The organism is Desulforamulus aquiferis (assembly GCF_030577015.1).
GTDB classification, from domain to species: domain Bacteria; phylum Bacillota; class Desulfotomaculia; order Desulfotomaculales; family Desulfotomaculaceae; genus Desulfotomaculum; species Desulfotomaculum aquiferis.
The window spans coordinates 1-25748 of sequence record NZ_JARPTC010000019.1; the positions used below are offsets into that span (position 1 = coordinate 1).

The 25748-nt window shown below is 44.8% G+C and carries 22 protein-coding genes; all 22 read right to left on the reverse strand.

From position 1 onward, the window contains the following. Positions 1 to 83: hydrogenase iron-sulfur subunit (locus P6N53_RS12330; RefSeq protein ID WP_304543933.1), on the reverse strand; the 83-nt coding region annotated here is incomplete at its 3' end. 160 nt (positions 84 to 243) lie between these two features. Then, positions 244 to 3273: an FAD-dependent oxidoreductase gene (locus tag P6N53_RS12335; protein ID WP_304543584.1), complete on the reverse strand. Its 3030-nt coding sequence runs from the start codon at positions 3271 to 3273 to the stop codon at positions 244 to 246. 721 nt (positions 3274 to 3994) lie between these two features. Continuing rightward, complete coding sequence (locus P6N53_RS12340; protein WP_304543585.1) at positions 3995 to 4216, reverse strand: hypothetical protein; 222 nt, start codon at positions 4214 to 4216, stop codon at positions 3995 to 3997. A gap of 127 nt (positions 4217 to 4343) precedes the next feature. Continuing rightward, the gene (locus P6N53_RS12345; protein ID WP_304543935.1) at positions 4344 to 6047 is read right to left on the reverse strand and encodes a formate--tetrahydrofolate ligase; all 1704 of its coding nucleotides are present in this window, start codon (positions 6045 to 6047) and stop codon (positions 4344 to 4346) included. 31 nt (positions 6048 to 6078) lie between these two features. Then, a complete protein-coding gene (locus P6N53_RS12350) occupies positions 6079 to 6471 on the reverse strand; it encodes a thioesterase family protein (RefSeq protein ID WP_304543587.1) in 393 nt (130 codons plus the stop codon). Between the two features lie 107 nt (positions 6472 to 6578). Next, a complete protein-coding gene (ndk, locus tag P6N53_RS12355) occupies positions 6579 to 7028 on the reverse strand; it encodes a nucleoside-diphosphate kinase (protein WP_304543589.1) in 450 nt (149 codons plus the stop codon). A 52-nt stretch (positions 7029 to 7080) separates the two neighbouring features. Then, entirely contained in the window at positions 7081 to 8904 is a 1824-nt protein-coding gene (gene ftsH, locus P6N53_RS12360) for an ATP-dependent zinc metalloprotease FtsH (protein WP_304543591.1), read from the reverse strand. 78 nt (positions 8905 to 8982) lie between these two features. Then, positions 8983 to 10407 carry a tRNA lysidine(34) synthetase TilS gene (tilS, locus tag P6N53_RS12365; protein WP_304543594.1) on the reverse strand — a complete coding sequence of 475 codons (1425 nt, stop codon included), beginning with the start codon at positions 10405 to 10407 and terminating at the stop codon, positions 8983 to 8985. 487 nt (positions 10408 to 10894) lie between these two features. Further along, positions 10895 to 13360 carry a stage II sporulation protein E gene (gene spoIIE, locus P6N53_RS12370; protein WP_304543596.1) on the reverse strand — a complete coding sequence of 822 codons (2466 nt, stop codon included), beginning with the start codon at positions 13358 to 13360 and terminating at the stop codon, positions 10895 to 10897. Between the two features lie 76 nt (positions 13361 to 13436). Then, a complete protein-coding gene (locus P6N53_RS12375; RefSeq protein WP_304543598.1) occupies positions 13437 to 14336 on the reverse strand; it encodes a Ppx/GppA phosphatase family protein in 900 nt (299 codons plus the stop codon). Between the two features lie 67 nt (positions 14337 to 14403). Further along, positions 14404 to 14796, reverse strand: coding sequence for a S1 RNA-binding domain-containing protein (locus tag P6N53_RS12380; RefSeq protein WP_304543600.1), 393 nt, complete (start codon positions 14794 to 14796; stop codon positions 14404 to 14406). Between the two features lie 90 nt (positions 14797 to 14886). Next, positions 14887 to 15309, reverse strand: a complete 423-nt coding sequence (locus tag P6N53_RS12385; RefSeq protein ID WP_304543602.1) for an FtsB family cell division protein — start codon at positions 15307 to 15309, stop codon at positions 14887 to 14889. After that, a complete protein-coding gene (locus P6N53_RS12390) occupies positions 15306 to 15542 on the reverse strand; it encodes a helix-turn-helix transcriptional regulator (RefSeq protein WP_304543604.1) in 237 nt (78 codons plus the stop codon). Before P6N53_RS12390 ends, P6N53_RS12385 begins: the two co-directional genes overlap by 4 nt. A 280-nt stretch (positions 15543 to 15822) precedes the next feature. Beyond that, positions 15823 to 16383 (reverse strand): spore cortex biosynthesis protein YabQ, encoded by a 561-nt coding sequence (yabQ, locus tag P6N53_RS12395; RefSeq protein ID WP_304543606.1) that lies wholly within the window; start codon positions 16381 to 16383, stop codon positions 15823 to 15825. A 25-nt stretch (positions 16384 to 16408) separates the two neighbouring features. After that, on the reverse strand, positions 16409 to 16693 hold the full coding sequence (gene yabP, locus P6N53_RS12400) for a sporulation protein YabP (RefSeq protein WP_304543608.1): 285 nt from the start codon (positions 16691 to 16693) through the stop codon (positions 16409 to 16411). Between the two features lie 353 nt (positions 16694 to 17046). After that, the gene (locus tag P6N53_RS12405; protein WP_304543937.1) at positions 17047 to 17970 is read right to left on the reverse strand and encodes a SpoIID/LytB domain-containing protein; all 924 of its coding nucleotides are present in this window, start codon (positions 17968 to 17970) and stop codon (positions 17047 to 17049) included. Between the two features lie 148 nt (positions 17971 to 18118). Then, on the reverse strand, positions 18119 to 18364 hold the full coding sequence (locus P6N53_RS12410; protein ID WP_304543610.1) for an RNA-binding S4 domain-containing protein: 246 nt from the start codon (positions 18362 to 18364) through the stop codon (positions 18119 to 18121). A gap of 22 nt (positions 18365 to 18386) precedes the next feature. Beyond that, on the reverse strand, positions 18387 to 18674 hold the full coding sequence (hbs, locus tag P6N53_RS12415; protein ID WP_304543612.1) for a non-specific DNA-binding protein Hbs: 288 nt from the start codon (positions 18672 to 18674) through the stop codon (positions 18387 to 18389). A gap of 127 nt (positions 18675 to 18801) precedes the next feature. Beyond that, positions 18802 to 20328 carry a bifunctional methyltransferase/pyrophosphohydrolase YabN gene (yabN, locus tag P6N53_RS12420; RefSeq protein ID WP_304543614.1) on the reverse strand — a complete coding sequence of 509 codons (1527 nt, stop codon included), beginning with the start codon at positions 20326 to 20328 and terminating at the stop codon, positions 18802 to 18804. A gap of 92 nt (positions 20329 to 20420) precedes the next feature. Next, a complete protein-coding gene (spoVT, locus tag P6N53_RS12425) occupies positions 20421 to 20981 on the reverse strand; it encodes a stage V sporulation protein T (protein WP_304543616.1) in 561 nt (186 codons plus the stop codon). Between the two features lie 132 nt (positions 20982 to 21113). After that, positions 21114 to 22136 (reverse strand): SurA N-terminal domain-containing protein, encoded by a 1023-nt coding sequence (locus P6N53_RS12430; protein ID WP_304543618.1) that lies wholly within the window; start codon positions 22134 to 22136, stop codon positions 21114 to 21116. Positions 22137 to 22196: 60 nt separating this feature from the next. Next, complete coding sequence (mfd, locus tag P6N53_RS12435; protein ID WP_304543620.1) at positions 22197 to 25706, reverse strand: transcription-repair coupling factor; 3510 nt, start codon at positions 25704 to 25706, stop codon at positions 22197 to 22199. Positions 25707 to 25748: the final 42 nt, after the last annotated feature.

Below are 25748 nucleotides of genomic sequence, written 5' to 3' on the forward strand. Positions count from 1 at the left end.
CGCCCTACCCCTGCCAGGTCTGCACCGGCATAGCTGCACCAGTTGCACAGAAACGCTACAATTTTAGGTTCTTGTTCGCCCATTTTCTTCCCTCCTACCTCGAAATTGGAAGTCCGAAGTTCGTTATTCGAGGTTCGATTATTTTAGCTTTTCTTACGGGTCTTTTAAGTCTTTTGGTTATTTATGGTTAAGGAGTCCGGGCGGTGCTGGGCAACGCCCGGCTCTTGGTTCATAAATTTCGAACTATGAAATTGCCTGTACCATGGACATGATTTGTTCGTTGCTGCAGCCCTTGACGTTGATGGCTCCGCAGCGGCAGGAGGAGGCGCAGGCCCCGCAGCCTTTGCATAGGGCCGGGTTTACTTCTGCTGCTGTGTTGCCCCTCTGGTCTGTTACCAGGGTGGCTGCCTTGGATGGGCATACTTCTACGCATACGCCGCAGGCTGCGCACTTGCGCTGGATTACGTAGGCTGCCTTGCCGTCGGTCTGGATGTTGGCCTTGCCCAGGGCGGTGGCTGCACGTCCTGCTGCTGCTTTCCCCTGGGCGATGTTTTCTTCCAGGTTCTTTGGTCCGTGGGCCAGGCCGCACATGAATACGCCGTCTGTTCCAAAGTCTACGGGACGCAGTTTTAGGTGGGCTTCCAGGAAGAAGCCTTCTGCGTTAACCGGCACTTTGAATAGTTTGGACAGGCCGGTGTTGTCGTTTGGCACGATGGCTGTGGCCAGTCCGATGACGTCGGCATATATTTCTACCGGTCGGTTCAGCACGTGGTCGGTAAAGGTCACTTTGGTGCCAAAGGCGGTTTCTTCTACCTCAGGCTTCTGGTCGGTGCTGTAGCGGACAAAGATTATTCCCTTCCGCCGGGCTTCGGTGTACAGGTCTTCGAAGTAGCCGTAGGTTCTGATGTCTCGGTACAGGATGAATATGTTGGCGCTGGGCTTGGCTTCTTTTATTTTTAGCGCCAGCTTCACGGCCTTGGTACAGCATATTCTGCTGCAGTAGGGGCGCTCGTTGTCTCTGCTTCCCACGCATTGGATGAATACGTAGTTGTTGGAGTTTTTAAGCTGTCCCTCTGCCAGCATGCCTTCTATTTCCAGCAGGCTGCGTACTCTGGTGTTGTGTCCGTAGAGGTATTCTTCCGGCTTGTATTCTGCAGCACCGGTGGCGATGATGGCCACGCCGTGCTTTAGTTCTTCTCCGTTACTGAGCTTGGTTTCGTAGTTGCCCATGAAGCCGTGTACGTCGGCTATTTCTACTCCGGTGTATACTTTGATCTTGTCATGGGTTGTTACTTTGTTAATTAGTTCGCCAAGATATGCTTGAATGTCTTCTCCACCCATGCCGTGGTGGATTCTCTTGGCTATGCCGCCAAGTTCCGCTGCCTTTTCTACCAGGTATACCTGGTAGCCCTGGTCTCCCAGGTTTAGGGCTGCGTTCATGCCTGCTACTCCGCCGCCGATTACCAGTGCATCGTGGTTCATGGGCAGGGTTACTGGTTGTACAGGCTCTAGAAGCGCTGCTTTTTTAACGGCCATTTTTACCAGGTCTTTGGCTTTTTCGGTGGCTGCTGCCGGTTCGTTCTGGTGTACCCAGGAGCAGTGGTCTCGGATGTTGGCCATTTCGAATAGGTGTGGGTTTAGTCCTGCTTCTTTTAGGGTCTCCTGGAACATGGGCTCGTGGGTTCTTGGGCTGCAGGAGGCCACTATGATGCGGTTTAGTCCGTTTTCTTCGATGGCTTCTTTTATCTGGGCACTGGCATCCTGGGAGCAGGCGTATAGTTTGTCGGTGGCGTATACTACTCCCGGTAGTGTCTTGGCGTATTCGGCTACTCCCGGCACGTCTACTACGCTGCCGATGTTGATGCCGCAGTGGCAGACGAATACTCCGGTCCTTACTATTTCTCCCGCTAGGTCTTTTTCTGCAGGGTATTCTTTGGTCTGGGTCAGGGTGCCTTTGGCCTCTGCCAGTTGTTTTTGTACTTCTCCTGCTGCCGCACTGGCCTGCATTACTGTTTCTGGTATGTCTCGGGGGCCGCTGAAGGCTCCGGCTACGTATACGCCGGGCTTGTTGCTGGCCACGCCGCTCAGTTTTTGTACGTCGGCAAAGTTGTACTGGTTCAGTTCTACTCCTAGTCCCTTGGCCAGCTCTACTGCTGCTTTGTTGGGCTCGAGTCCCACTGATAGTACTACCATGTCGTATTCTTCTGTTATTATGCTGCCGTCTTCTAGGGCGTAGCGGATGCTGACGTTGTCGTTTTCTCCTGGGTCTAGGCCGTAGACACGGCTGCGTACGAAGTTTACTCCATACTGGGCCTTGGACCGCTCGTAGTATTTTTCAAAGTCTTTGCCGTAGGTCCTCATGTCCATGTAGAAGATGCTGGCATTTAGGTCATAGGGTGCGTGTTCTTTGGCGATTACTGATTGTTTGATTGCGTACATACAGCATACTGACGAGCAGTAGCCGTGGTTGATTCGGCAGTTCCGGGAGCCTACGCACTGGATCCAGGCAACCTTCTTGGGCTCCTGGTGGTCGCTTGGTCTTATCAGGTGTCCCCCAAAGGGGCCTGAGGCGCTTAAAATACGCTCAAATTCCAGGGAGGTTACTACGTTTTTCAGCTCCCCGTATTTGTATAGCTCCAGTTGGGCAGGGTCAAATATTTCAAAGCCTGGTACCAGTAGTACGGAGCCCACTTCAATTTGGATCTCTTCGTCCTCCATGTGGTGGTTGATTGCCCCTGCTTGGCAGGCCTTTAGGCATTTGCCGCAGAGTTTTTCGTTGGCCAGGTTCTTAAATTTTAGGCATTTGTTGTTGTCTATGGCGTAGGCGTTGGGGAAGGCCTGGGCGTATAGCTTGTAGATGGCTTTCCTTTTCCCCAAGCCCTGGTTGAATTCGTCGTCCACTTTTACTGGACAGGCATCTGCGCAGCTGCCGCAGCCTGTACATTTGTCCGGGTCTACGAAGCGTGCTTTGCTCCGGATGGTCACTTTGAAGTTTCCTGGCTCTCCTTCTAAGCTTATTACTTCTGAGTTGGTCATGGTTTTTACGTTTAGGTGTCTCCCGCAGTCTACCAGCTTGGGAGACAGTATGCACATTGAGCAGTCGTTGGTTGGGAAGGTTTTGTCCAGCATGGGCATGGTTCCGCCTATGGCCGGCTCCTTTTCTACCATATACACATAGTAGCCGGACTCGGCCAGGTCTAATGACGCCTGTATCCCGGCTATCCCGGAGCCTACCACCAGTACGGCTCCTACCTTGTTAGGATTTATTGTCATCTCAGCATCACACCGTCCTCCTAGTCTCGCTTTCCAGATGAAACTTCATAGCCACCCAGAAGCAATAACCCCTTAAAGGGGTAATTTCCTTAATTTTTAATCAATTTTGGTTGATAAACCAGCACCTGTTCATTTTAATCCAAGGGAAAGAAGCCGTTGACTACTTCACCTCCATGAAATATTTAGTGTGGTTTTGTAAGTAAAATTAATAGAGTCCTTGTACATATAATAACAAGGTTGCACAAAACAACCTATAGTTAACTAATTAAATAAAAAATAACTTGCATTGTGGACTTATCCTGACAAAACTAGATTGCCGAAATATATTTTGATATCCCCCATTAATAATTCATAATCGGACAATGTCGCCTCTAAGACAGTGCCAGCGTAACGAAGATACTATTTATGGTGTAAATCCGAGGCTAGGGTCCTTAGTAATATAACCAAGAAGCAAAGTTTGATGTAAGAATTAAAAGTTGAAACTCCAGTAATTACGCCCTCTTTATCCTTATGGCTAGTATAAAGCTTCTTCCAACTAGTGTCAATTCTTTTAGACTATTTTGAATTAGAGGCTTGTATTTTTTCGCTGTGACTATTTGTCTTAATTGATGGAATTTTAAATCTGTTTAATTAAGTATTAATTAAATTTTAAGTTCTAATTATTTTTTGATAATTGTACGTCCCGGTTTAAGCCCTATAGGGCTTAAACCGGGTGACTTATCTAACCTTTTTCTCCCATCCCCATCTTCCGATGGTTTTTGGTGGTCAAATTATTGGGCGGTGTTTTAAAAGGGTTGTTACTTATTTCCCTGTGGCTTGGAGCCATTTCTTTAGATACGGTTTCATCTTCCGTGGTTCCTTTAACTAATTCCCCATGTTTAGTTGCCATTTGTTCATGGGGAACACCCTCTTGCAATGTATGTTTCTTATTATGAAGCGTCACGGGAACACCTCCAAAATTATTTTTATTAGTTTTCCCGGACAGAAAATATTTATGGGACGAAAATATATTATTATTTTACACGCCCATAAGTAAAACCCGGTATTTTTAGCCAATACCGGGCGTGTTCTTAAAACAATCCCTTAGTACGTCCATATTCATCTATATCTACATGATGGGCCGCAGGCCTAGAGCCCAAGCCTGGCATTGTCCTCATGGCCCCTGCCAGGGGATATAAGAATCCAGCACCAACGGAAGCTCGTATATCCCTAATAGGGAAGATATAATTTCCCGGCCGCCCCTTCATACCGGGGTCATGGCTAATGGAAAGGTGAGTCTTCGCCATACAAATAGGGAGTCTACCAAGTCCCAGTTCCTCAAATTGCTTAATTTTTCGTTCGGCCAAGGGTTCATAAATTACACCATCTGCATTATATACCTTCTTAGCCAAGGTTTCTATTTTCTCTTTTATGCCAATATTGTCAGGGTATAAAAGCTGAAAATCACTTGGCTTTTCGCAGGCAGCAACAACCGCCTCTGCCAGTTCAACCGCCCCTTCCCCACCGTCGGCCCAAACTGTGATGGGATAAGCCCCCAATGCACCGGCTTCCATGGCCTTTTCACGTACTAAAGCAACCTCTGGGTCCGTATCAGGGGTAAATCTATTAATGGACACAACTACAGGTACACCATAATAGCTTGCTACCTTAATATGATGCACCAGGTTGGCACATCCCCTTTCCAGGGCAGGTAGATTTTCCTTGGTAAGCTCTTCCGGCAGTGGTCTGCCTGCCACCACGTTGCCTAATCCCCCATGCATCTTGAGGGCTCTTATGGTACAAGTAATCACGACACAGCTTGGGCGCAAACCAGACTGCCGGCATTTGATGTCCATGAATTTCTCCATACCCAAATCAGAGCCAAAGCCTGATTCTGTTACTACATAGTCTGCCAATCTAAGGGCTATCTTGTCCCCCAGTACGGAACTTTGTCCGTGGGCTATATTGGCAAAGGGTCCAGCATGCATGATGCAGGCTTGTCCCTCCAATGTCTGCACCAAGTTAGGCTTTATTGCCTCCTTCATAATTACAGTCATGGCTCCCGCTGCCTTAAGATCCTCAGCTGTAACAGGCTTGCCATCATAGGTGTAAGCTACCACTATTTTGCCCAATCTCAAGCGAAGATCCTGGAGGCTGTCGGCTAGGGCTAAGATAGCCATAACCTCAGAGGCGACCGCCATATCAAAACCAGTCTGTCGGGGATATCCGTTTTCCTTTCCTCCCAAGCCGATCACAATATCCCTAAGGGCCCGATCGTTGGTATCAAGTACACGGTTCCACATTACAGTCATGGGATCAATGTTTAAAGGATTACCTAACAGTATAGAGGTATCGATCATGGCAGCCAGCAGGTTATTGGCCGCCTCCACCGCATGAATATCCCCGGTGAAATGAATATTGATATCCTCCATAGGAACCACCTGGGAGTATCCACCTCCGGCAGCACCACCCTTAATTCCAAAAACAGGTCCCATTGATGGCTGCCTAAGGGTAGTTATAACCTTCTTGCCGATCTTACCCAGTCCCTGGGTAAGGCCTATGGTGGTGACTGTCTTTCCTTCACCAAGGGGCGTGGGAGTAATGGCGGTGATATCTATTAACTTGCCCATGGGATGGTCTTTAAATTTGCGCAAGACATCCAAATTAATCTTAGCTTTGTATTTGCCATAAAGATCAATATCATCTTCCCCCAAGCCGATCTTCGCAGCAATTTCTGTAATTGGCGTCATTTTATGGGCCTGGGCAATTTCTAAATCACTGGGAACAACTTTCATGAACATAAACACTCCGTTCTTAGCAATTTTTTTATTTACCCGTCAACTTTCCCTCAGCCCTCTTCAAGAATTTTTCAAGGACTATAATAAATCTCTCGTGAATACCTGAGCCAATTGATCCTGCTTCGTCCATTGCATCGACTTTAAATACTAATCTTTTCCCGTCAATTTCAACAAGTTCGGCCTTTGCTGAAACAGCCATACCCACCGGAGTAGCTGCAGTATGCTTGACATTTACCAGGGTTCCAACTGTGGTCTGTCCTTCAGGCAATACTTTATCCGCCAACTCCAAGGCTGCCTTCTCCATTAATCCGATCATGGCTGGTGTAGCAAATACCCTTACTCCACCGCTGCCATAGGCTATTGCTGTATTTGTGTCATTAACTGTTGCCTTTACTTCCTGGGTCATACCAATTTCCAACATGGGACACCCCCTTTAGGTGGTATTATTTTCAATTTCATACAAATGATACTATTTTATGTTTAAAAAGAAAAATCCCCAGCTTTTCACTGGAGAATTTCCATTGCATGCTACTCGTAAATCCAGGTATCTATGGCCCTACCGTATTCAACCAATTCCTCCGGCTTGAAGAAAATTGCTATCTCACGGTTTGCACTTTCCACAGAGTCGGAGCCATGGATTACGTTACGTCCAACATCAACACCGTAGGTTCCTCTAATGGTGCCAGGTATTGCCTTTAAGGGATTGGTAGCTCCCATCATTTCACGGGCGGTAACTACAACATCTTTTCCCTCAACAACCATGGCAACCACAGGACCGGAGGTTATAAAGTCAACTAATCCTGTGAAAAAGGGTTTACCAGCATGCTCACCATAATGCTTTTCAGCAGTTTCCCGGGCAATTTGCATCATCTTTAAGCCCACTATTTTGTAACCTCTTTGCTCAAAGCGGCTTATGATTTGCCCAACCAGCCCCCTTTGAACACCATCGGGCTTAACCATTAGATATGTACGTTCCACCCTTTTCTCCTCCCACCTTAAAGAATCCTCTTTTCTCTAATATCTTTTATTTTTAGCTATTTGGCTTTTCTAGACCTGCATCCTTCATTAACTCTGCAAAGGCTTCGGCTTCAATGGTTTCCTTTTCCATTAGGGTCTGGGCAATCAAATCCAGGGTCTCCCTGTGCTTGGTAAGCAGTTCCCTGGCATTTTCATAAGCTCTGTCAATGGTCTTTCTAACTTCCTGGTCAATGGCATAGGCCACTTCTTCGGAGTAATTCTTGTCCCTGCCAATATCTCTCCCCAGGAAGGGGCTATCCTGCTTATGTCCTAGGGTAAGGGGGCCCAAGGCGTCACTCATGCCATACTCCATGATCATCCGGCGTACAATACTTGTTGCCCTTTCCAGGTCATTTTGTGCACCAGTGCTTATTTCTTTGAGCACCACATCTTCAGCCACCCTGCCACCCAGCAGCATGACAACCTGATCAAGGAGCATGGATTTGGTCATGTAATATCTGTCTTCTTTGGGTAGGAGCAGTGTATAGCCGCCTGCTCGTCCTCGAGGAATTATTGAAACCTTATGTACATGGTCAGTGTTTGGCAATAAATAGCCCACTAAAGCATGACCAGCCTCATGGTAGGACACCAAACGTTTTTCCTTTTCAGAAATAACTTTACTTTTCTTCTCTGGTCCGGCAATTACCCTTTCAATGGAATTCTCCAGCTCAGACATACCTATTTTCTTTTTGCCGTACCTGGCTGCCAGCAGGGCTGCTTCATTCATCAAATTGGATAAATCCGCACCGGTAAAGCCTGGTGTGCGGCGAGCCAATACCTCCATGTTAATATTATCCTCAAGAGGCTTACCCTTGGCATGCACCTTTAAAATTTCTTCCCTGCCTTTTACATCCGGGGCATCTACGACAACCTGGCGGTCAAAACGACCTGGGCGCAAAAGAGCTGGGTCTAAAATGTCCGGACGGTTTGTAGCTGCAATGATTATAATCCCTTCGTTGGGATTAAACCCATCCATTTCAACCAGTAGTTGGTTTAAGGTTTGTTCCCGCTCATCATGGCCACCGCCCAAACCTGCACCACGCTGCCGACCTACAGCATCAATTTCATCTATAAATACTATACAGGGGGCATTCTTTTTAGCCTGTTCAAACAAATCACGTACCCTTGAAGCACCCACACCTACAAACATTTCCACAAAATCAGAACCTGAGATGGTAAAAAAGGGAACGTCCGCCTCACCTGCAACCGCTCTGGCCAGCAGAGTTTTACCTGTACCCGGGGGGCCAAAAAACAGCACCCCTTTGGGGATCTTAGCGCCTATTTCATTATACTTTTTAGGAGTTTTGAGGAAGTCTACAATTTCTGTTAGTTCTTCCTTTACCTCATCTGCACCGGCCACATCTTCAAAGGTGACCTTTTTCTTTTCATCGGTATGTAGCTTCGCTCTGCTTTTCCCAAAGGACATAACACGATTGCCACCTCCCTGGGTCTGCTGCATGAGGAAAAAGAACAACAATACGAAAAGCAAGATAGGCAGCATGGTAGTTAGGAGTCCCGCCCACCAGGAAGGCTCCGGCGGTGGACTCTGATTAAACTGTACGTTTCTATCCCTAAGCAGGGGGATAAGGGTTTCATCTAAAATTGGTCCATTTGTCTGAAAATCCCGACCGTCCTTAAGTTTGCCCGTAATAAGGTTGGTGGACTTATCAGTAATCATTTCTACATTTTGGACTCTGTTCTGCTCTAAAGCAGTTATAAATTCATCGTAACGTAAAGGAACAACAGTTGTCTTCTTGTCCCCTGTGAACTGAATCAAAAAAATGATAACCAAAACAATTAACAGGTAAATACTAAGGTTTTTAAGAACCTTATTCAAAAAAGCCACTCCTCCCTGCAAAAGACCAAAAGTCCCAAGATAATGAATATTTTACCACAACAGCTATTGCTTATCAATTTACATATTACTACTATTCCCATTTTCCAAATTTAGTAGAATTACTTTTTTACTTTCGGGGCTAATTTCTATGCCCTCAGCAGTTCTAAAACCTGCCACCCATACAATCCGCCCGGTAGTCTGTTCAACCACAATTGGTATACGACCTCTTATGTGTTTGGGTATCTTACGATCAATTAAAAATTTCTTTAATTTAACCCTTCTGCCGAAACCAAAGGGTACAAATATATCTCCGTCCTGCCTCGCCCTAACAATCAACGGAAGTTTCACTTTATGGTAATCAATGGCGGCCATATTAGGGGGGAATTGCTCCGGTTTAAAATTTAGCTCTTCCCTTTGCAAAAGTCTGCAGTCTATTCTGGCACCTGTGTCAGGTATACTTAACTCCCCTGGTATGGGAAGTTGGTATTCGTACCTATATTTTTCGTCTCCCTGATAATGGCTCCCCATATGCAGCGTGTCATAGCTTAGCCAGGCCTTGATGCCCCGTGGCAATTCTATTACCTTTTCCTCCCCTGAACCCCTTAAGCGGTTAAGAATATTTTCCACCTGTTCGAAGCTTAAATCATTTTTTTCCCCCACCAGGGCACCCCAACAATTTCTAATTACTCTCCGGGCCAAGGATGTAGGTTGTAGGGACAGTTTTTGGCGGTGGATAGCAATATGGGTTTTCTCCTTGGACACCAACACTTCTTTAAAGGCCTTAGAGGCTTCCGCTTCCAGATATTCTTCGTCACTTCTGGCCAGTTCGGCTAACCTAACCAAAAGGGGAACCAATCCTGGAGAGTAATCCTTCTCTAAAAGGGGGATTAGCTCGGCACGGATTTTGTTGCGGCGATATACTTTTTTAAAATTTGAGCTATCTAATCTATAGGAAAGCCCATTATCCTTACAGTACTGTTCAATCTCCGCCCGCCGAACAGTTAACAATGGCCTCATGTACAGTTTGTCCCTAAAGGGCAGAATCCCTGCTAGGCCATTTGTACCAGTTCCCCTAAATATATTAAGCAAAACCGACTCAGCCTGGTCATCCGCATGATGACCCAGGGCCAATCTTTCGGCCCCTAGCTTGGTAAGAACCCTATTAAAGAAGTCATAGCGGACCTCCCTAGCGGCAACCTGAGAAGATAACCCCTTTTCCCGGGCATAATCAGGCACATTCCTCTCTTCTATTGTGCAGGGGACTCCTAAACTAGAAGAAACCTGTTCAACAAAGGAAGCATCTCCCTTGGCTTCATCGCCCCTAAACATATGATTTAGGTGAGCAACATGCAAAGATATCCCTAACTCATCTTTTAATTGAGATAAAATATGAAGCAGCGCTATAGAATCCGGTCCCCCGGAAACACCAACAATCACTAACTGGCCCGGCTCTATCATCCTGTGCCGTGCAAGTTCGTGACGTACCTTCTCCAACACCCCCATGTTTAATTCCCCTTAATTACCAATAATTATGTAATAACTTTCAACAACCCAACCCTGATTTCCTTCAACTTAAAGAACATTACTGCAAAGTTTCCGCTGAGTTTTCCAGTTTATTAATGTCCCCCGGCGCTAACTATTATATCCTGTGGACAAAACCATAAAACATTTTCAGAAAAATAAAAGCCCGCTGAACGGGCTTATCAGACTGTTGAAAAAGATACACCTGGGTTTTAATAATCCCGAACAGCGACATTCGGAGCAGTGGAAACAGCGCTTCGCGAAGCTGAGGATGCGAAAATGGGTGCCCGGACATGGACGTCCGGGCAAGCCTGAGGTAAACACGATGTTTACTCGAAGGCGGCCCATTTTCGCCCGAAGCAAGGGATTAGCGCTGTCCACTGCGGAGAAAGGAGTCGTGAGGGATTATTAAAACCCGAATATAGGTAGTTTCTCGACAATCTGAAAAGCCCGCTGAACGGGCTTAGCTTTAATTTACTGTTTTTCCTAACCTGGCAGTGATGACAGTCATATCGTCCGGGATGCTGCCCCCAGCAACTTTCTGGGCCAGGGCCAGGATAGCCTCTGCTAGATCCTGGGCAGGCAGCATGCCAACATCCCTAAGCACATCAGACATCCATTGCTCTTTTTCCATCTGACCATTGTATGCATCAAGAATACCGTCACTGACCATGACCAACAGGTCTCCTTCTTCTAGAATTTTATTTACCGAGGCGAATTGAATGTTATCTACCACTCCCACAGGTAGGGAATTGGTTTTAATTAGACTTACTCTCTTCCCCCTAATTAAGAAACTGGGAACAGCTCCTATTTTCAGAAATGTTCCATTGCCTGTGTATAAATCTATTACCGATAAATCTATGGATGAGAAAGACTCTTCCGTTGGCCTTAGCATCATTATAGAATTAACTGTTTTCACGGCCAGATCCTGTCCAAAACCCGATTCCAGCAAATGCTCCAGCAGGGACACAACGGTACTGCTCTCCTTTGCTGCCCTAGGTCCTGTTCCCATGCCATCTGATAAAAGAAGGGCCATCCTTCCCTCCTTCAGGTGAAGAACTGAGTAGCTGTCCCCTGATATATGGTTGCCATCCTTCCCTATTCTGGCCATCCCGAGATCAAGGTTATACTTTAGGGCAGGGTATAGCTTGAAAAAGCACTTATCTTCCCCTTCTTTATGCTGACAGTTGGTGCTGGCTACGTTAAAGGCCTTACCTACAACCTTTGACACAACAGGCGCTATGGTAAACCTACATTCCATTTGACCCCTGCAGGCTTGCTTAATCACCCCTACCTCCATAAGACCATCTTCCTTATGCAGGGTATACAAATCATGTATAGGTATCCCAATTTTGTCAAATTGATATTTTAATGTTTGATCAATTTCTCCTTCTAATTCAACATCCAGTTCCAATTCACTGGACATGCCCTCCATAATCTGGGAAACACCCTTAAGCTGTTCAGACACCAGCTCCCTACTTTCCAACAATCGCTGCTGCCAATAACGATTGACCTTGTAAGTTTCATAGAGGCAGGTAATGGTGATGGACATTTCCTTTAATCTGGCACATCTTTTCTTTAGATCCTCGGTTAAATCATCAATATCTACTTTGCCTTGGAGCTCAGCGATAGAAAGCATGTCCAACATATTTTGGCAGGTTCGGTAATAATCCCTCTCCCAGCAGGTACGGTATAGGGCGCAACCCTGGCAAACCTTCTTGCTGACCTCTGCAAAAAGCTGCTGAAGTCCCTGTTCCTCTTGGGACTGCTGCACCGTTGAAGAGACCTGTTCAAAGCTGCGTGATAACTCTGAGAATACCGAAGACCAACTTCTAATACGATCCACAGTGAGTTCCCTTAGCCTTGTATCCTGAATAGTAGCAGCCGGTTCAGCATCAGTGGATTGTTTTGGGATTAATCCCTTAATTTTATCTTGTAACGATGCCGGAATTAGCAGAAATACAGCCGTTGCTAAGGCTGTCTCCAGGAGCACTCCGTGGATATCATTAAAATTTGACATATAAATGGTTAAAATTATATTGCCCATCAGAAATCCCACTGCCACAGCCAGCTTGCCAAAGGATCTTACCGAACCAGCTAGGAAGCCTGCAAAGGAATAGGCTCCAATTATAACCGGGGCAACCACAAAGGCTAATCCCGGGATAACTCCCACCACGGCCCCAGTGGCGGCCCCCACTCCAGCTCCACCAACTAAAGCACCCAGAAGGATAACCAGGCGACTAACCACACCTCTCAGGGTTACTAACTCATTGCCTAGACCTCCGGTTCCGGCAATTACCCCTGCCAGAAGAACTAAAAAACAGAAAACCGTTTCACCTGGCAAAGTTCTACCAGAAGTGCCCCGGGCAAAGGGAGCCAAAGATTGCAGAAAGACAAAGGTTAAGATTGAGGCAAAAACGGACTCAAAACCAACGGTTATATAGGGATAAAGGGCTGCCCCCTGAATGCTGACTAAAACTGTTTTAATCGTCATGGTAGCTGCACCAACGATTCCGGGAATCACTAACCATGGTCGATTTATTTGTGGCTTTAAATTGAGCATAATGAGAAAAACAGTTACTACCACCAGTGCCGAGCTCCAGGCATTGGCACCCTCCATCACGGTAAACAAACCCGCCACAACAGCCACAGGAACAAAAAGAAGGGGGCCAAAGCTCCAGGCTACCGCGGCTGCAAAAGCTGCCCCAAACGGCGTCAGCTCTCCTAGAAGTATGGCTCTTCCTAAAAAGAAAGCCGCTATATAAAGAACAACCTTCTCCTTTGCCAGGGCCTGTCCAACCCAGGCCAGGGAAAATTTTCTGTTTCGCGGCTCTGCCTTCTTTTTACCCATGAAAGTATTTTGACGGGGTGTTTTGCTTTTCTTTAAGTTCTGTCCAGTTCTATGATAGGTATAAATATCAACACGTTCAAACAACAGACCCACCCCTTATACTCGCACTTTATAAACATTATAGTATAAGGGGTGGGAAATACTTGTCATTATTGGTAGGTTATTCCAGTTTTTGTTTCGACATATCTTGATATAATTTCAACACCAGGCCATGCAGAATATCTGATTCGGAAACAGTTATTTCCCCCAAACTTAAGCCTTCAAGCACTTTTCGGATGATATTTACTCCTGCTAGAATAATGTCGGCCCTCTGGGGCTGTAAGCCAATAATTTTTTTTCTTCCTTCCTGTCCCGCATCCAAAAGCATATAATATATCCTATTGATTTCTACCGTTGATAAAATATAACCATGGACAAGTTTAGGTTGATACTGTTTATTTCCAAGGGAAATTGCTGCCAGGGTCGTGGCCGTACCTCCCACCGCAACCATTGATAGCTTTTTTTCTTGCTGACGGATAATGTGCAAGTATGATGACAGTAATTCTCCGATTTCTTTTTCGGAATATCCCCCTTCAGTCATTCTAACGGCCCCTACCGGAAGACTAACATAATTGATACCCTTATGATCCGGCCAGATTATTTCTGTACTGCCACCTCCAACATCCAGGACCAGGGTAGCGTCTGCCGACAACGGCACACCAGATAAAACTCCTTGATAGCTTGCCCTGGCCTCTTCCTCCCCTGATAACACTCGGAGATCTAAGCCTGTCCGGTTTTTAACTAAATTAATAAAAACCTCCTTATTAGCAGCATCCCTTACGGCACTGGTTGCACCAACAATTATTTTCTGAGCATTATAAGTTTTGATTTCATTTATAAAGTCTTCAATGGCAGAAACAGTACGCTCCATTGCATTTTCTAACAATAGACCGGATGTAATGCCCTGGCCCAGGCGAGTGGTAATTAAACCCGACTTGACGAGAGTTAAAGAATCATCCTTTATTTCTGCCACAAGGAACCTTGTAGAATTTGAACCAACATCTATGCTTGCAAGTCGCATATTCCATCTCCCTTCACAAATTAAAATAAGCATTCCCTTTAACGGGAATGCTTAATAACCGATATGTTTAAAACTTGGAGCCTCCACGGCCCCCCCTTTTAGAATCGGTTTGCCTTTTAAGGTCTGATAACCTTTCGTCACTATCTTTCATAAACCTAGCCAGTTTGTCTTCAAAGGATGGTTGAAACTTTGGCTTACGGGGAGCCCTTGGTGCAGGGGCTGAAGATGGATTGGCCTGTTTTAGGGACAGTCCAATTTTCCCCTTTGGGTCCACAGCAATAATTTTAACCTTTACCTTATCATTGACCTTTAAAAACTCATTGATATCCTTGACATAAACTTCGGCTACTTCCGAAATGTGCACTAAACCGGTCTGGCCTCCCGGCAATTCAACAAATGCACCAAAATTGGTAATCCCTGTTACAACACCTTCTACGATACTACCTTGTTCCAACGACATCTACCTACATGTGCCTCCTTAATGGCAAACCACATTAATTAATAAAATTATATGGTACTAACATAAGAAGTGTCAATATTATGAGCAAAATCAATCATAGATGTTCTTATCTCTTACATTAAAAACTTCCTCGGGACGAACAGTCTCCCCCTCCCCAGAGGGGTCCTGGGTAGGCACGATAAGGGTCTCTCCCGGTTTTACTAATCCTAACTGCTCCCTGGCAACCTGCTCCACATAAGAGTCGGACTTTATTCTTTTAAGTTCTTCCCTTAAAGCGGCATTTTTATGTTTAAGCTCCTCCACCTGGGATTGGATAGTTTCAACATTATTTTGCATCGCTTGAAGACGCCCAATTTGACTGCTGATAGAGAAGGCAATATAGGCAACCATAGCTATTAAGAAAACAATAACCAGCCTGAAACCGATTTGCTTTCTGGGAGGTTTGTTGTTCTCAGATTTATTTTCACGGTGCAGTTTCAATTCGGCAACCTTTCCCTTGCCTGTGGATATCATTCGCCCAGTTCCTCCTCTTCCTCGGGGCCGAATAGACCCAGGTTTTGCCCTGGTATAACAATTACTACCTGATACCCTTTGGATCTTGCCCGGTTAAACAGGGTAGCCACGGAGCTCGGACTAAGTTTTAACTTTGCTGCTATGCGCTCACTGGAATAACCCATTTCCTTTAGGGTTACTACTTGGCGTTCACGGAAGCTAAGTTTTTCTGCCCCTCTAATTTCTACCTGCACCTGTTCAACCCCCGACTGAACAACGTTTTTCATGAATCCGTGAATAATATATTACAATATTACTACAAAATTACTACAAGTCCTAGATTTTTCCTGCTGATTTTTTAAAAACAATATAAAAACATTCCGCTAAAAAGGTCAAATATAGTTCAAATACAGCCAGATATAAACATGTCCTCCCCAATTGCGATTAAATAACAAGAAAACTTGCTTCCGCCAGGCCTTTGTTGCCCTTGTGCATCTCGATATTATTTCCAAAAAAAATAGGACCACCGGCCCATTATTTATCATCCTTATACTCAAAGATTGGAAATATATTTGCCAATTTCCTCCTTATACCCTTTCTCCCTCGCTTAATTGGTTGACCAATCAGTTTATTAAGAATAAACTTTATCCCCCACCAGGTCTTATTAAAAACCAATCCTAGAATTCCCAAAGGGATGGCCACTGAGAGATAGACCAAGCGGAAGGGCAAGCAAATTATCTTCCAAACAATGCTAACCATTTGAATTAATATTTGCCATAGCCGATTAATTAACCTAAAGACAAGCTGTAGCAGTCTAGTGGCATTTTTGCTTAAAAGATTCAAATAGATCAGTGCTCCGATGACTAAGCCCAATAAGACATATAGCCTTACCTCACCCCAATTGCCCGCCAACAATAGAGCAAACACTACCGCCGTAAGGATTAGCCAAAAAAGGATATCCCCCAGGGCCGTGCCTACTCTCTTAAGCCTTAAATTTCCCCTGGTTACTTTGTAAAGGTCATAGCAGAACCCTGAAACAACACCAATTAAAATAGTTAAAGCAAAATAGTAAAATTGATCAAGCAAAGGAACCAAGTAGGTGCACCACCCTTGTACTCATTTATTTTAGTAACCTGTTAATAAGTCCCTTGCCCCTCGCTCTGGCTCCCTTAGCGGATTTACCTTCTACATATTCTAAGCCATTGATAATGCCTTCAACTACTAAGTTCCCATCATCTAAATTCAGATGGGTAATATGCATCCCTTCACCTTTAAGCTGTAAAAACCCCATATTAGTGTCCAGGGTTATTTCCTGCTCGTCAAAACTACCTACGTGCTGGACCCCCTGCAGCATTAATTTTTTTCTTCCATCAATGCTCAAAATGTGCTTTCCATAATCTTCCATAGTACCCCTCCGTTCAAAACCGGGCTTCGACCACAATAAAATATATGTACATTGTCCTAAGGGTATTCCATAATCAGATTTTGTAACAAAATAAAAAGGTGGCATTAGCCACCTTAGTGTGTCGAGAAACTACCTATATTCGGGTTTTAATAATCCCTTGCTTCGGGCGAAAATGGGCCGCCTTCGAGTAAACATCGTGTTTACCTCAGGCTTGCCCGGACGTCCATGTCCGGGCACCCATTTTCGCATCCTCAGCTTCGTGAAGCGCTGTTTCCACTGCTCCGAATGTCGCTGTTCGGGATTATTAAAACCCAGTTGTATCTTTTTCAACAGGCTGAGGTGGCATTAGCCACCTAATCGTAGAGTTTTTCTATCTGTACATTTGTGAAATAGAAGCTAGCTATTTCTTCTGGGGATTGTCCCTCTTCAGCCCTATTTTTAGCTCCCCACTGGGACAAACCAACCCCATGTCCATAGCCCTTGCCCGTTAGTACAAGGTTACCTCCCTGTACTGAAACATTGGTCAAAAACATCGAGCGTATCTCTGTACTACCTGCCGCCAGTCTAAAGGCTGGTCCTCCTACGCTGGTATTGTTAATGCGTAGTTTTACGGTACGGCCCGATGGGCCTTTCTCCTCAATACTGGCTGAGGTAATGGGTCCTGGATCACTTCCGCCTACGCTTCTAACCGCCTCTCTGACTTTGGCACCCGGAATTGTGGCAGTCCATTGGGCAATTTCCGGTAATGTATTTTTTATTGAGTATGGATCGTCGGCGTTTTCCTTTATATATGGAGTTGGAGTTTTAAAGTACGCTAGTCCTTCAGCGGCACTGGCAGTTTTCCCTCCATTGCTTGCCGAAAACCAGGCCTTAATATACTGCCCATTGTGGGTGATAACTTCACCCCTGGTCTTTTTAACTGCATTTATCACATTATCATTAATACGGGATGGATCATAGGCCTGGGATTCCTCAACGCTGGTGGATACATCTGTGCCATGCAGTTGTCTTACTCTACCAGATTCTATGTTTTCCATGGTAAAGGTACGGGCAAGGATTGCTTGGGCCGCCAGGGCATTTACCGGCCAGGTCGGTTCCATCTCGGCTGCTACTACGCCAGCTAAGTATTCTTCCAGTTTAATTTGTTTCTTCTCTCCAGTTTCATTAACAAATAGTGATATGGTGGGTTCTTCGTCCATGCGGTTTGGACTTGGCACAACTTCCGGCCTTCTCTCCGGCCCTAATCGGGCACAGGCAGTTATGGCAACAACAAACATCAATAGTAAAATAAAGAAACTATAACTGCGATAATTTTTCAATCCATGTCCCTCCGTTTACGTTATTTGCAGTTATTTTCTTCATCTTTGTACAAAAATATAAGCTTAAAATAATTAAAGGTACTTCATCATCGAAGTACCTTTAATTTTACTGCGCTATAATTTTATAAAGGCTGGCTGCTTCCTTGGCAGGCATTGTTTCCTTTATTTCCAATATTTCAAAAATTAGCTTCCTTGTACCGAAGTTAAGCTCTACCCGGTCACCGGGTTTAACTTCTAGGCCAGCTTTGGCTGCCCTTCCATTAACCATAACATTACCGGTATCACAAACTTCCTTCGCTAACGTCCTTCTCTTTATGACCCTGGAAACTTTAAGAAACTTATCCAGTCTCAAATGCCTGACCTCCGCTATACTACTATTCTACAGGCAAATTGGCAACTGCATCCTTTAGGACCTTTCCAGGCTTGAACACGGGCACCCTGGTAGCAGGTATTTGGATTGCTTCACCGGTTTGTGGGTTGCGTCCTTCACGGGCCTTGCGAGGCTTAGACTCAAAGGTACCGAAGCCCACTAATTGGATCTTGTCCCCCTTTGCCATTGCTTCTTCAATACTTGAAAGAATAGCAGAGACGGCTTTTTCAGCATCTTTCTTGGTTAACTCAGTTTTTTCTGCCACGGCAGAGATAAGTTCAGCTTTGTTCAAAATAAGGACCCTCCTCGATAATCAGAGTAATTATTTGCTAATTCGCTATGGTATTGGGTTTTCCTTCCTTCAGGGTAATATTTCCCGAAAAAAAGTGTTTAATTTACTAAAACGGGTGCAGTTTGCACTAAGCTTTTATTTTTTTTGCCTCTTCCCACCACTTATCCATTTGTTCCAAACTTAAATCCTTGAGTTTCTCACCTGAGTGACTTGCTTGCTTTTCAATGTAATTAAACCTTTTAATAAATTTGTCTGTTGTATTAGATAATGCCCCCTCTGCCTCTACACCGAGAAGTCTGGTTAGGTTTACTACCGCAAAGAGCAAGTCTCCCAGTTCTTCAGCCAGAGCTTTTTTATCATCAGCTTTAATGGCCTGGATCACTTCCCTGATTTCTTCTTCAACTTTGTCCATTGCCCCACGGTAATCAGGCCAGTCAAATCCTACCCTCGCAGCCTTTGCTTGTATTTTTTCGGCACGCAACAACCCCGGTAGTATCCTGGGTATGCCGGCCAAAATAGAACCGGCTTGGCTATCTCCCTTTTCCTGTTCTTTAATTTTATCCCAGTTTAGCAATACCTCTGAACTATTATTAACACTGGTGGTTCCAAAGACATGTGGGTGTCTCCTTATCATTTTTTCGGTGATTGAGTCAACCACATCATTAATGCCGAATTTTTTGTTTTCGTCTGCTATTTGAGCATGGAAAACTATTTGTAGTAATAAGTCTCCCAATTCTTCACATATTTTATACATTTGCCCTTCGTCAATTGCATCAATTACCTCATAGGTTTCCTCTATTAAGTATTGCTTGAGGGTTTCATGGGTCTGTTCCCTATCCCAGGGACAGCCATTTTCTGCCCTCAAAGCCGCCATTACTTCAACTAAGGGATCTAAGGGGAAAGAGCATTCGTACGTAACATCTACCCCCGCACTGGCATGTGCTTCAAAGCCATAGTCTCCCCTTACCTCTTCATAGGCTTTTAAAGGCTCGATATATAAACTGGTAAGGTGGTCTATCCATTCAATCCTATCCAACTCAAATAGCGGCACTTGCAGAGTCTTTTCTTCTCCAGGAACCCCGGCTGCCCTAACCACAGTTATTGGATGTTCGTCTGGATAGTACTCCATAAGAGTTAGCTTTGTTTCCCCGGCAGTTATACGGTCATAAATCTGAGTAATAATGGTTGCTACCTTTGGTTCGGGCTTTTGTTGCTCAAAATTAAGGGCATCAATTATATATAAGCCCTTGCAGGGATCAATGCCCAGGGTTGCACATAGGGCATCTAAAAAGCTCATGGCAGGAATCACCTTTGTTTTAACTCCCTGTTCTGCCGATGCCTTTAGCAATAAAGAAACCGATTCCTCTGCCACCATAGGGTGACCTGGAACTGCATAAATAACAGTCCCCTGCTCTGCAGCTTTAATTATTTCCTTAACAATACATGCATAAACTTTTTCAAAGGTTTCTAATTCCTGATAAAGATAATCCATAGTACTAAAATTTACACCTTGTTGTTCCAACCACTTAACGGTTGGGTGAATGGATGTACGCAGATAAACCGGGTGCCCGGAATTTAGATAACTCCAAACCTCAAAGGGCAGCATACCAGGGTTGCCAGGTCCTAAACCTACAATTACGATAGACTTGTCCATATTTACCTCCTATATCTAGAAACAATTAGGCAGACCTCTCTGGTATCCTGCCAAAAAGTACAAAAAAAAGGGCCTGTTAGGCCCGTTGTTTATTACTGTTCCATTTGTTTGGCTAAAAAGCCAGCTGCAGTTTCGGCCAGCTTTAGTTCCATTTCTCCCATTTTTATATCTGGATCTTTGGAGGCCAGGATAACAGCGCCAATTGGATCTCCTTCGGAAATAATAGGTGCAATAACTTCCGAGGAGTATTTGCAATCACCATCCTCAGTAATTCCGCATTCCTTACAATGAGGATCATTACCGGGATTATTGATTACAACCGCCTTGCGGTCTTCCATAACTTTTTCAACATTTGGGCCGATGGGTTTATTTATAAATTCTTTTTTCGGTGCCCCTGCTACAGCAATTATTGTATCTCTGTCAGCTATACATGCGATGTGACCTAGGGCTTCATATAGTGAATCGGCATACTCCTTAGCAAAGTCGCCCAATTCGCCGATAGGTGAGTATTTCTTTAGGATTACTTCACCTTCCCTATCTACAAAGATCTCAAGGGGGTCTCCTTCACGAATCCTCAAGGTCCTTCTTATCTCTTTTGGGATAACTACTCGACCTAAATCGTCAATGCGACGAACAATACCCGTTGCTTTCATAAGAGTTTCCTTCCCTCCTTTTTCTGCATAATCTACGCGGATTAACTTTCACTGATAGTATATAACGGCAGGGAAGGTGTTATTCATTATTTTCCAACATGGACAATTTATTTTCGGCTTTTGGTTTTTAGACTATTTTTTTGCCGAATCCCCTGTTTCTGGGGCTAATTTATTATCTATCTTAGCTTCTTTCTCAATATCATCCATGAATTGGGAAAATTTAACTTGTTGATTTTCTGATTCAAGTTGACTTGCAATGCTTTCCTTCACTTCATCTAGTGATCTCTGGGTAGCTGGTTTAATATCTTCTAACTTAATAAGATGATAGCCATATTGGCTTTTTACAGGTTCTTTAGTTATTTCCCCGGGTTTCAGGGCAGCAGCAGCTTCTTCAAAGGCAGGATCTGTTGTCCCAGCACCCTTTTCAATGGTATAAGCCCCGCCATTTTCCCTGGTACCTAAGTCATCAGATTTTTCCCTGGCAACAGCTGCAAAATCCCGCCCCTTCTGGGTAACCTCTGCCAGGGCAAGCTTAGCAGCCTGAAGTGCCTCCTCATCAGTACGCTTTGGAATATCAGGTACTGAGCCATCAACTGCAAAAAGCATATGCTTCACTTCCAGCTTTTCCCTGGTTCCAAACATATCCTTATGCTGCTCATAATACTCATTTATTTCAGCTTCATTGGGCTTGGCCACATCTGCAGTAACCTTATTAAATAAATTTTGGTAAGTAAGTCTAAACTCGATATCCTCCCTAACATCCTCCTCAGTCCACTTGGCTTCCTGAAGTGCCTTTTTAAATTCTTCTTCACTGCCAAAGCTTTCCTTGATTTCGGCTAGGTTTTTATCAACTTCTTCCTTAGAAGCAGTTAAATTCTGTTTCTCAGCTTCCTGCATCAACAGGGTCATGGCAATTAATTCATCCAATACCCCTTTTTCAACCTGATCCTTTAAGGCCTTATTTTCCTTACTAGTTAAATCTAATCCCTGTTGTTTGTACCCTTCTATGGTCAGATTGACCCGTTTGTCCAACTCTTGCCTGGTAATCTCCGTACCATTTACACTTGCCACAACATTTACTTTGTTATTAGCACAGCCTGCTAAAAAAAGCACAAGACTTGCAAAGATTACAAGGCCCAGACGCAATTTATACACTGTGAAACCTCCTTAAACCATGATATGGCCATTATACAACTATCCTCAGGGGCGGGCAAGTTATTTTAGCCTGCCTAAAAAGCTGGATAATTGTTCTAGCTTTCTGAGTTCAACTGGACCCTTGTCCCGGGTTGCCAATCTAATTTCAAAACCTTCAGCTGATGTATGAAACTTAACATTTTGTTTGTACTTCTCACTAATGGCCACTAACTTCTCACCGTCCAAGGGTGAATCTGCGGCAAAAAGTATCCGATAAAAGCTTTGAGTGCGCCCAATGGACCTAATACGCAGCTGTGAGCCCTGGATTTTTAAAGAGGTAACCATTGACAAAGAACGGACACTCTCGGGTAAATCCCCAAAGCGATCCACCAGTTCTTCTTCAAGATCTCCTATTTCTGATAGCTCCCTCATGGCTGCCAGCCTGCGATATAATTCCACCTTTTGGTTGGTATCAGAAACATAGGCCTCAGGAATATAGGCTTCTACAGGAAGTTCAATGGCTGTGTCGATATACTGCTCAACCTTTTCACCCCTGGCCTCTTGCACAGCCTCTTCAAGTAGCTGACAGTAAAGATCGAAACCTACCTCCGCTATGTGTCCATGCTGTTCTGCACCGAGTATATTGCCTGCTCCCCTTATCTCTAAATCCCTCATGGCTATCTTAAAGCCAGATCCAAACTCAGTAAACTCCCTGATGGCGGACAATCGGCGTTCGCTTACTTCAGTCAGAACCTTATCCCTTCTAAATATAAAATAGGCATAGGCTAAGCGATTGGTACGTCCAACCCTACCCCTTAATTGATACAATTGGGACAGGCCAAAATGGTCCGCATCCTTTACAATTAATGTGTTTACGTTTGATATATCAAGTCCTGTCTCAACAATGGTGGTACAAACCAGCACATCATAGGACCCGTCCATAAATTCCAGCATTATTTGTTCTAATTCATCTTCCTTCATCTGTCCATGGGCTACACCTATCTTGGCATCAGGAACCAGATCTTGCAGCCATCCGGCTACCCTGTCAAGATCCATAACCCTATTATGGACAAAATAAACCTGACCACCCCTATTTAATTCCCGGCGAATGGCCTCACGAATTAAGGTGGGATCTTCTTCTAAAACATAGGTTTGAACTGGGAACCTCTCCTCGGGAGGGGTCTCAAGGAGGCTTGTGTCCCTCACCCCTACCAGGGACATGTGCAGGGTTCTGGGTATAGGAGTTGCAGTTAAGGTTAGGACATCCACATTCTTTTTAAGCCTCTTCAGACGCTCCTTATGACTTACACCAAAACGCTGCTCTTCATCAACAACCAGCAGTCCTAAATCTTTAAAAATTATATCGTCCTGTACCAGACGATGAGTTCCTATAACTATGTCAACCTCCCTTGTGGCGAGCCCAGCAAGAATTTGGCGCTGTTCTTTAGGAGTCCTAAACCTGGAAAGCATCTCCACCTTAACAGGATAATTGGCGAACCTTTCCCTGAAGGTATTATAATGCTGCTGTGCCAGTATCGTGGTTGGTACCAATACCGCTACCTGCTTATTGTCCATTACCGCTTTAAAGGCTGACCTAAGGGCTACTTCTGTTTTGCCGTAGCCCACATCTCCACATAACAGGCGGTCCATGGGTCTGGTTTTTTCCATATCACGCTTTACTTCTGCTATGGCCCTAACTTGATCAGGGGTTTCGTCATAGGGAAAAAGACCTTCAAACTCCAATTGCCAAGGCATATCCGCAGAAAAAGCATAGCCCTTTACCGTTTGCCGGGATGCATATAGCTCCAGCAATTCCTTGGCCATATCCCTTACTGCTTCTCTAACCTTAGCCTTGGCCTTAGCCCACTCTGTGCCTCCTAATCTGGATAGCTTCGGATGGTCTGCCTCTGCTCCCAGGTACTTTTGCAGCATACCAACCTGATCAGTGGGTACATATAGCTTATCTTCCCCGGAATATTTGAGCTGAAGATAATCCTTTTGGAGTCCTCCAATATCAAGGGTCACCATCCCTTGATAACGGCCGATACCATGATTAACATGAACCACATAATCTCCTACTTTTAAATCAGCCAGTGGTTCCATTTTGGCATCAGGTCTAGCCCTAAGTTTTCTGGTCTTCTTTCTTTGCCCGAAAATCTCCGAATCGGTAATTACCACCAGGCGGCCAGATATAAGTTCAAAGCCATTGGCCAGCTGGCCCACAGTGATAACTACATTGCCTTCCCTAACCTCATTATCCAGCTGCTTTACATAAAAGGCATCTATTTTAGCATCCTTAAGGAGCTTAAGTAGATTGGCTGCCCTTTCCGGGGAAGACACCAGCAATACTATAGCATAACCTCTTTTTTTCCAATGACGAATTTCGTCAGCCAGTACCTCCGAATGTCCCAAAAAGCTGTGCATCGCCTTGGCTGGAAAGTTGACAACATTTTGCGCCTTTACAAACTGTGGGTTGCGAGGTAAAAATGAACAATAAATTCCCTGCTTTAGCTCCATTTGGGCCAGAAGTTTTGGCAAATCTAAATAGGTATTAAATTGACCAGGTAAAACCTTACCTTTTCCCAGCAGGTCTGTATAGGTTTCGTTTCTTTCCTTTAGGATATTGTCTGCCACTTCTTTTAGCCGTATAGGGTCATCTATCAGCAGTAGGGGATCTTGCTCAAAATAATCCAGTAGGGTTACCGTTTCCGGATAAAAATAGTTATGCAATCTTTCCATTCCATCAAAGGCATTCCTGCTGCGTATTTGCTCCAGCAGCATGGCTCCCTGTGCTGTTAATTGGTGTACTGCGTCAACAGAGCCTGAACGCTGCAGCTTTTTTAACTGGTTCTTATATTCGGCCTCAAAGTTTTCTTCGCAGCGCCGCCAGGCCTCATCATTGATAATTAATTCTTTACAGGGTGCTATTACTAATTTGTTAAGCTTATCAAGGGATCGCTGGGTGACAACATCAAAGTTGCGTATGGAATCTACCTCGTCATCAAAAAATTCAATACGCGCGGGATAAACGGACGTCATGGGGTAAATGTCAAAGATACCACCCCTTATTGAAAACTGGCCAGGCCCTTCTACCATATCAACACGCTCAAAGCCCATATCAATAAGATTATGACGAAGAAGCTCCAGTTCCACCCTTTGACCAATGTTAAACTCCACCCGGGCCTTACGAAATACCTCGAGGGGTGTAAGCCTTCTCAAGAGGGCCTCCACAGAGGAAACCACAACTATTGGCTCATTATTTATCAGTTTCTCTAAAATGCTAAGGCGCTGGGATAATACCTCATTACTATGGGCTAATACCTGATAGGGCAGCATCTGCCAAACCGGAAAATATTTAACCTCCAGGTGAGGCAGCAGAGAAGCTAAATCATCAGCCAGGGTGCCAGCTTCGGTTTCACCCGGTGTAATAGCTAAAACTGCTTTGCCGGTGTGTGATAGTCCAGCAAATAGGTAGCTTCGCTGGGACCCAGACAGCCCGAAAACTAATTGCTGTGTAAAGCCCCGTTTCAGACCCTGAAGAATGTTTTGATATTCTATTGTAGGTTCTAAAGGACGCAGTAATCCCTTCATTTGTTCTCCTAGTTAATAAGTTTAATAAAAGCCCTGGGCGAT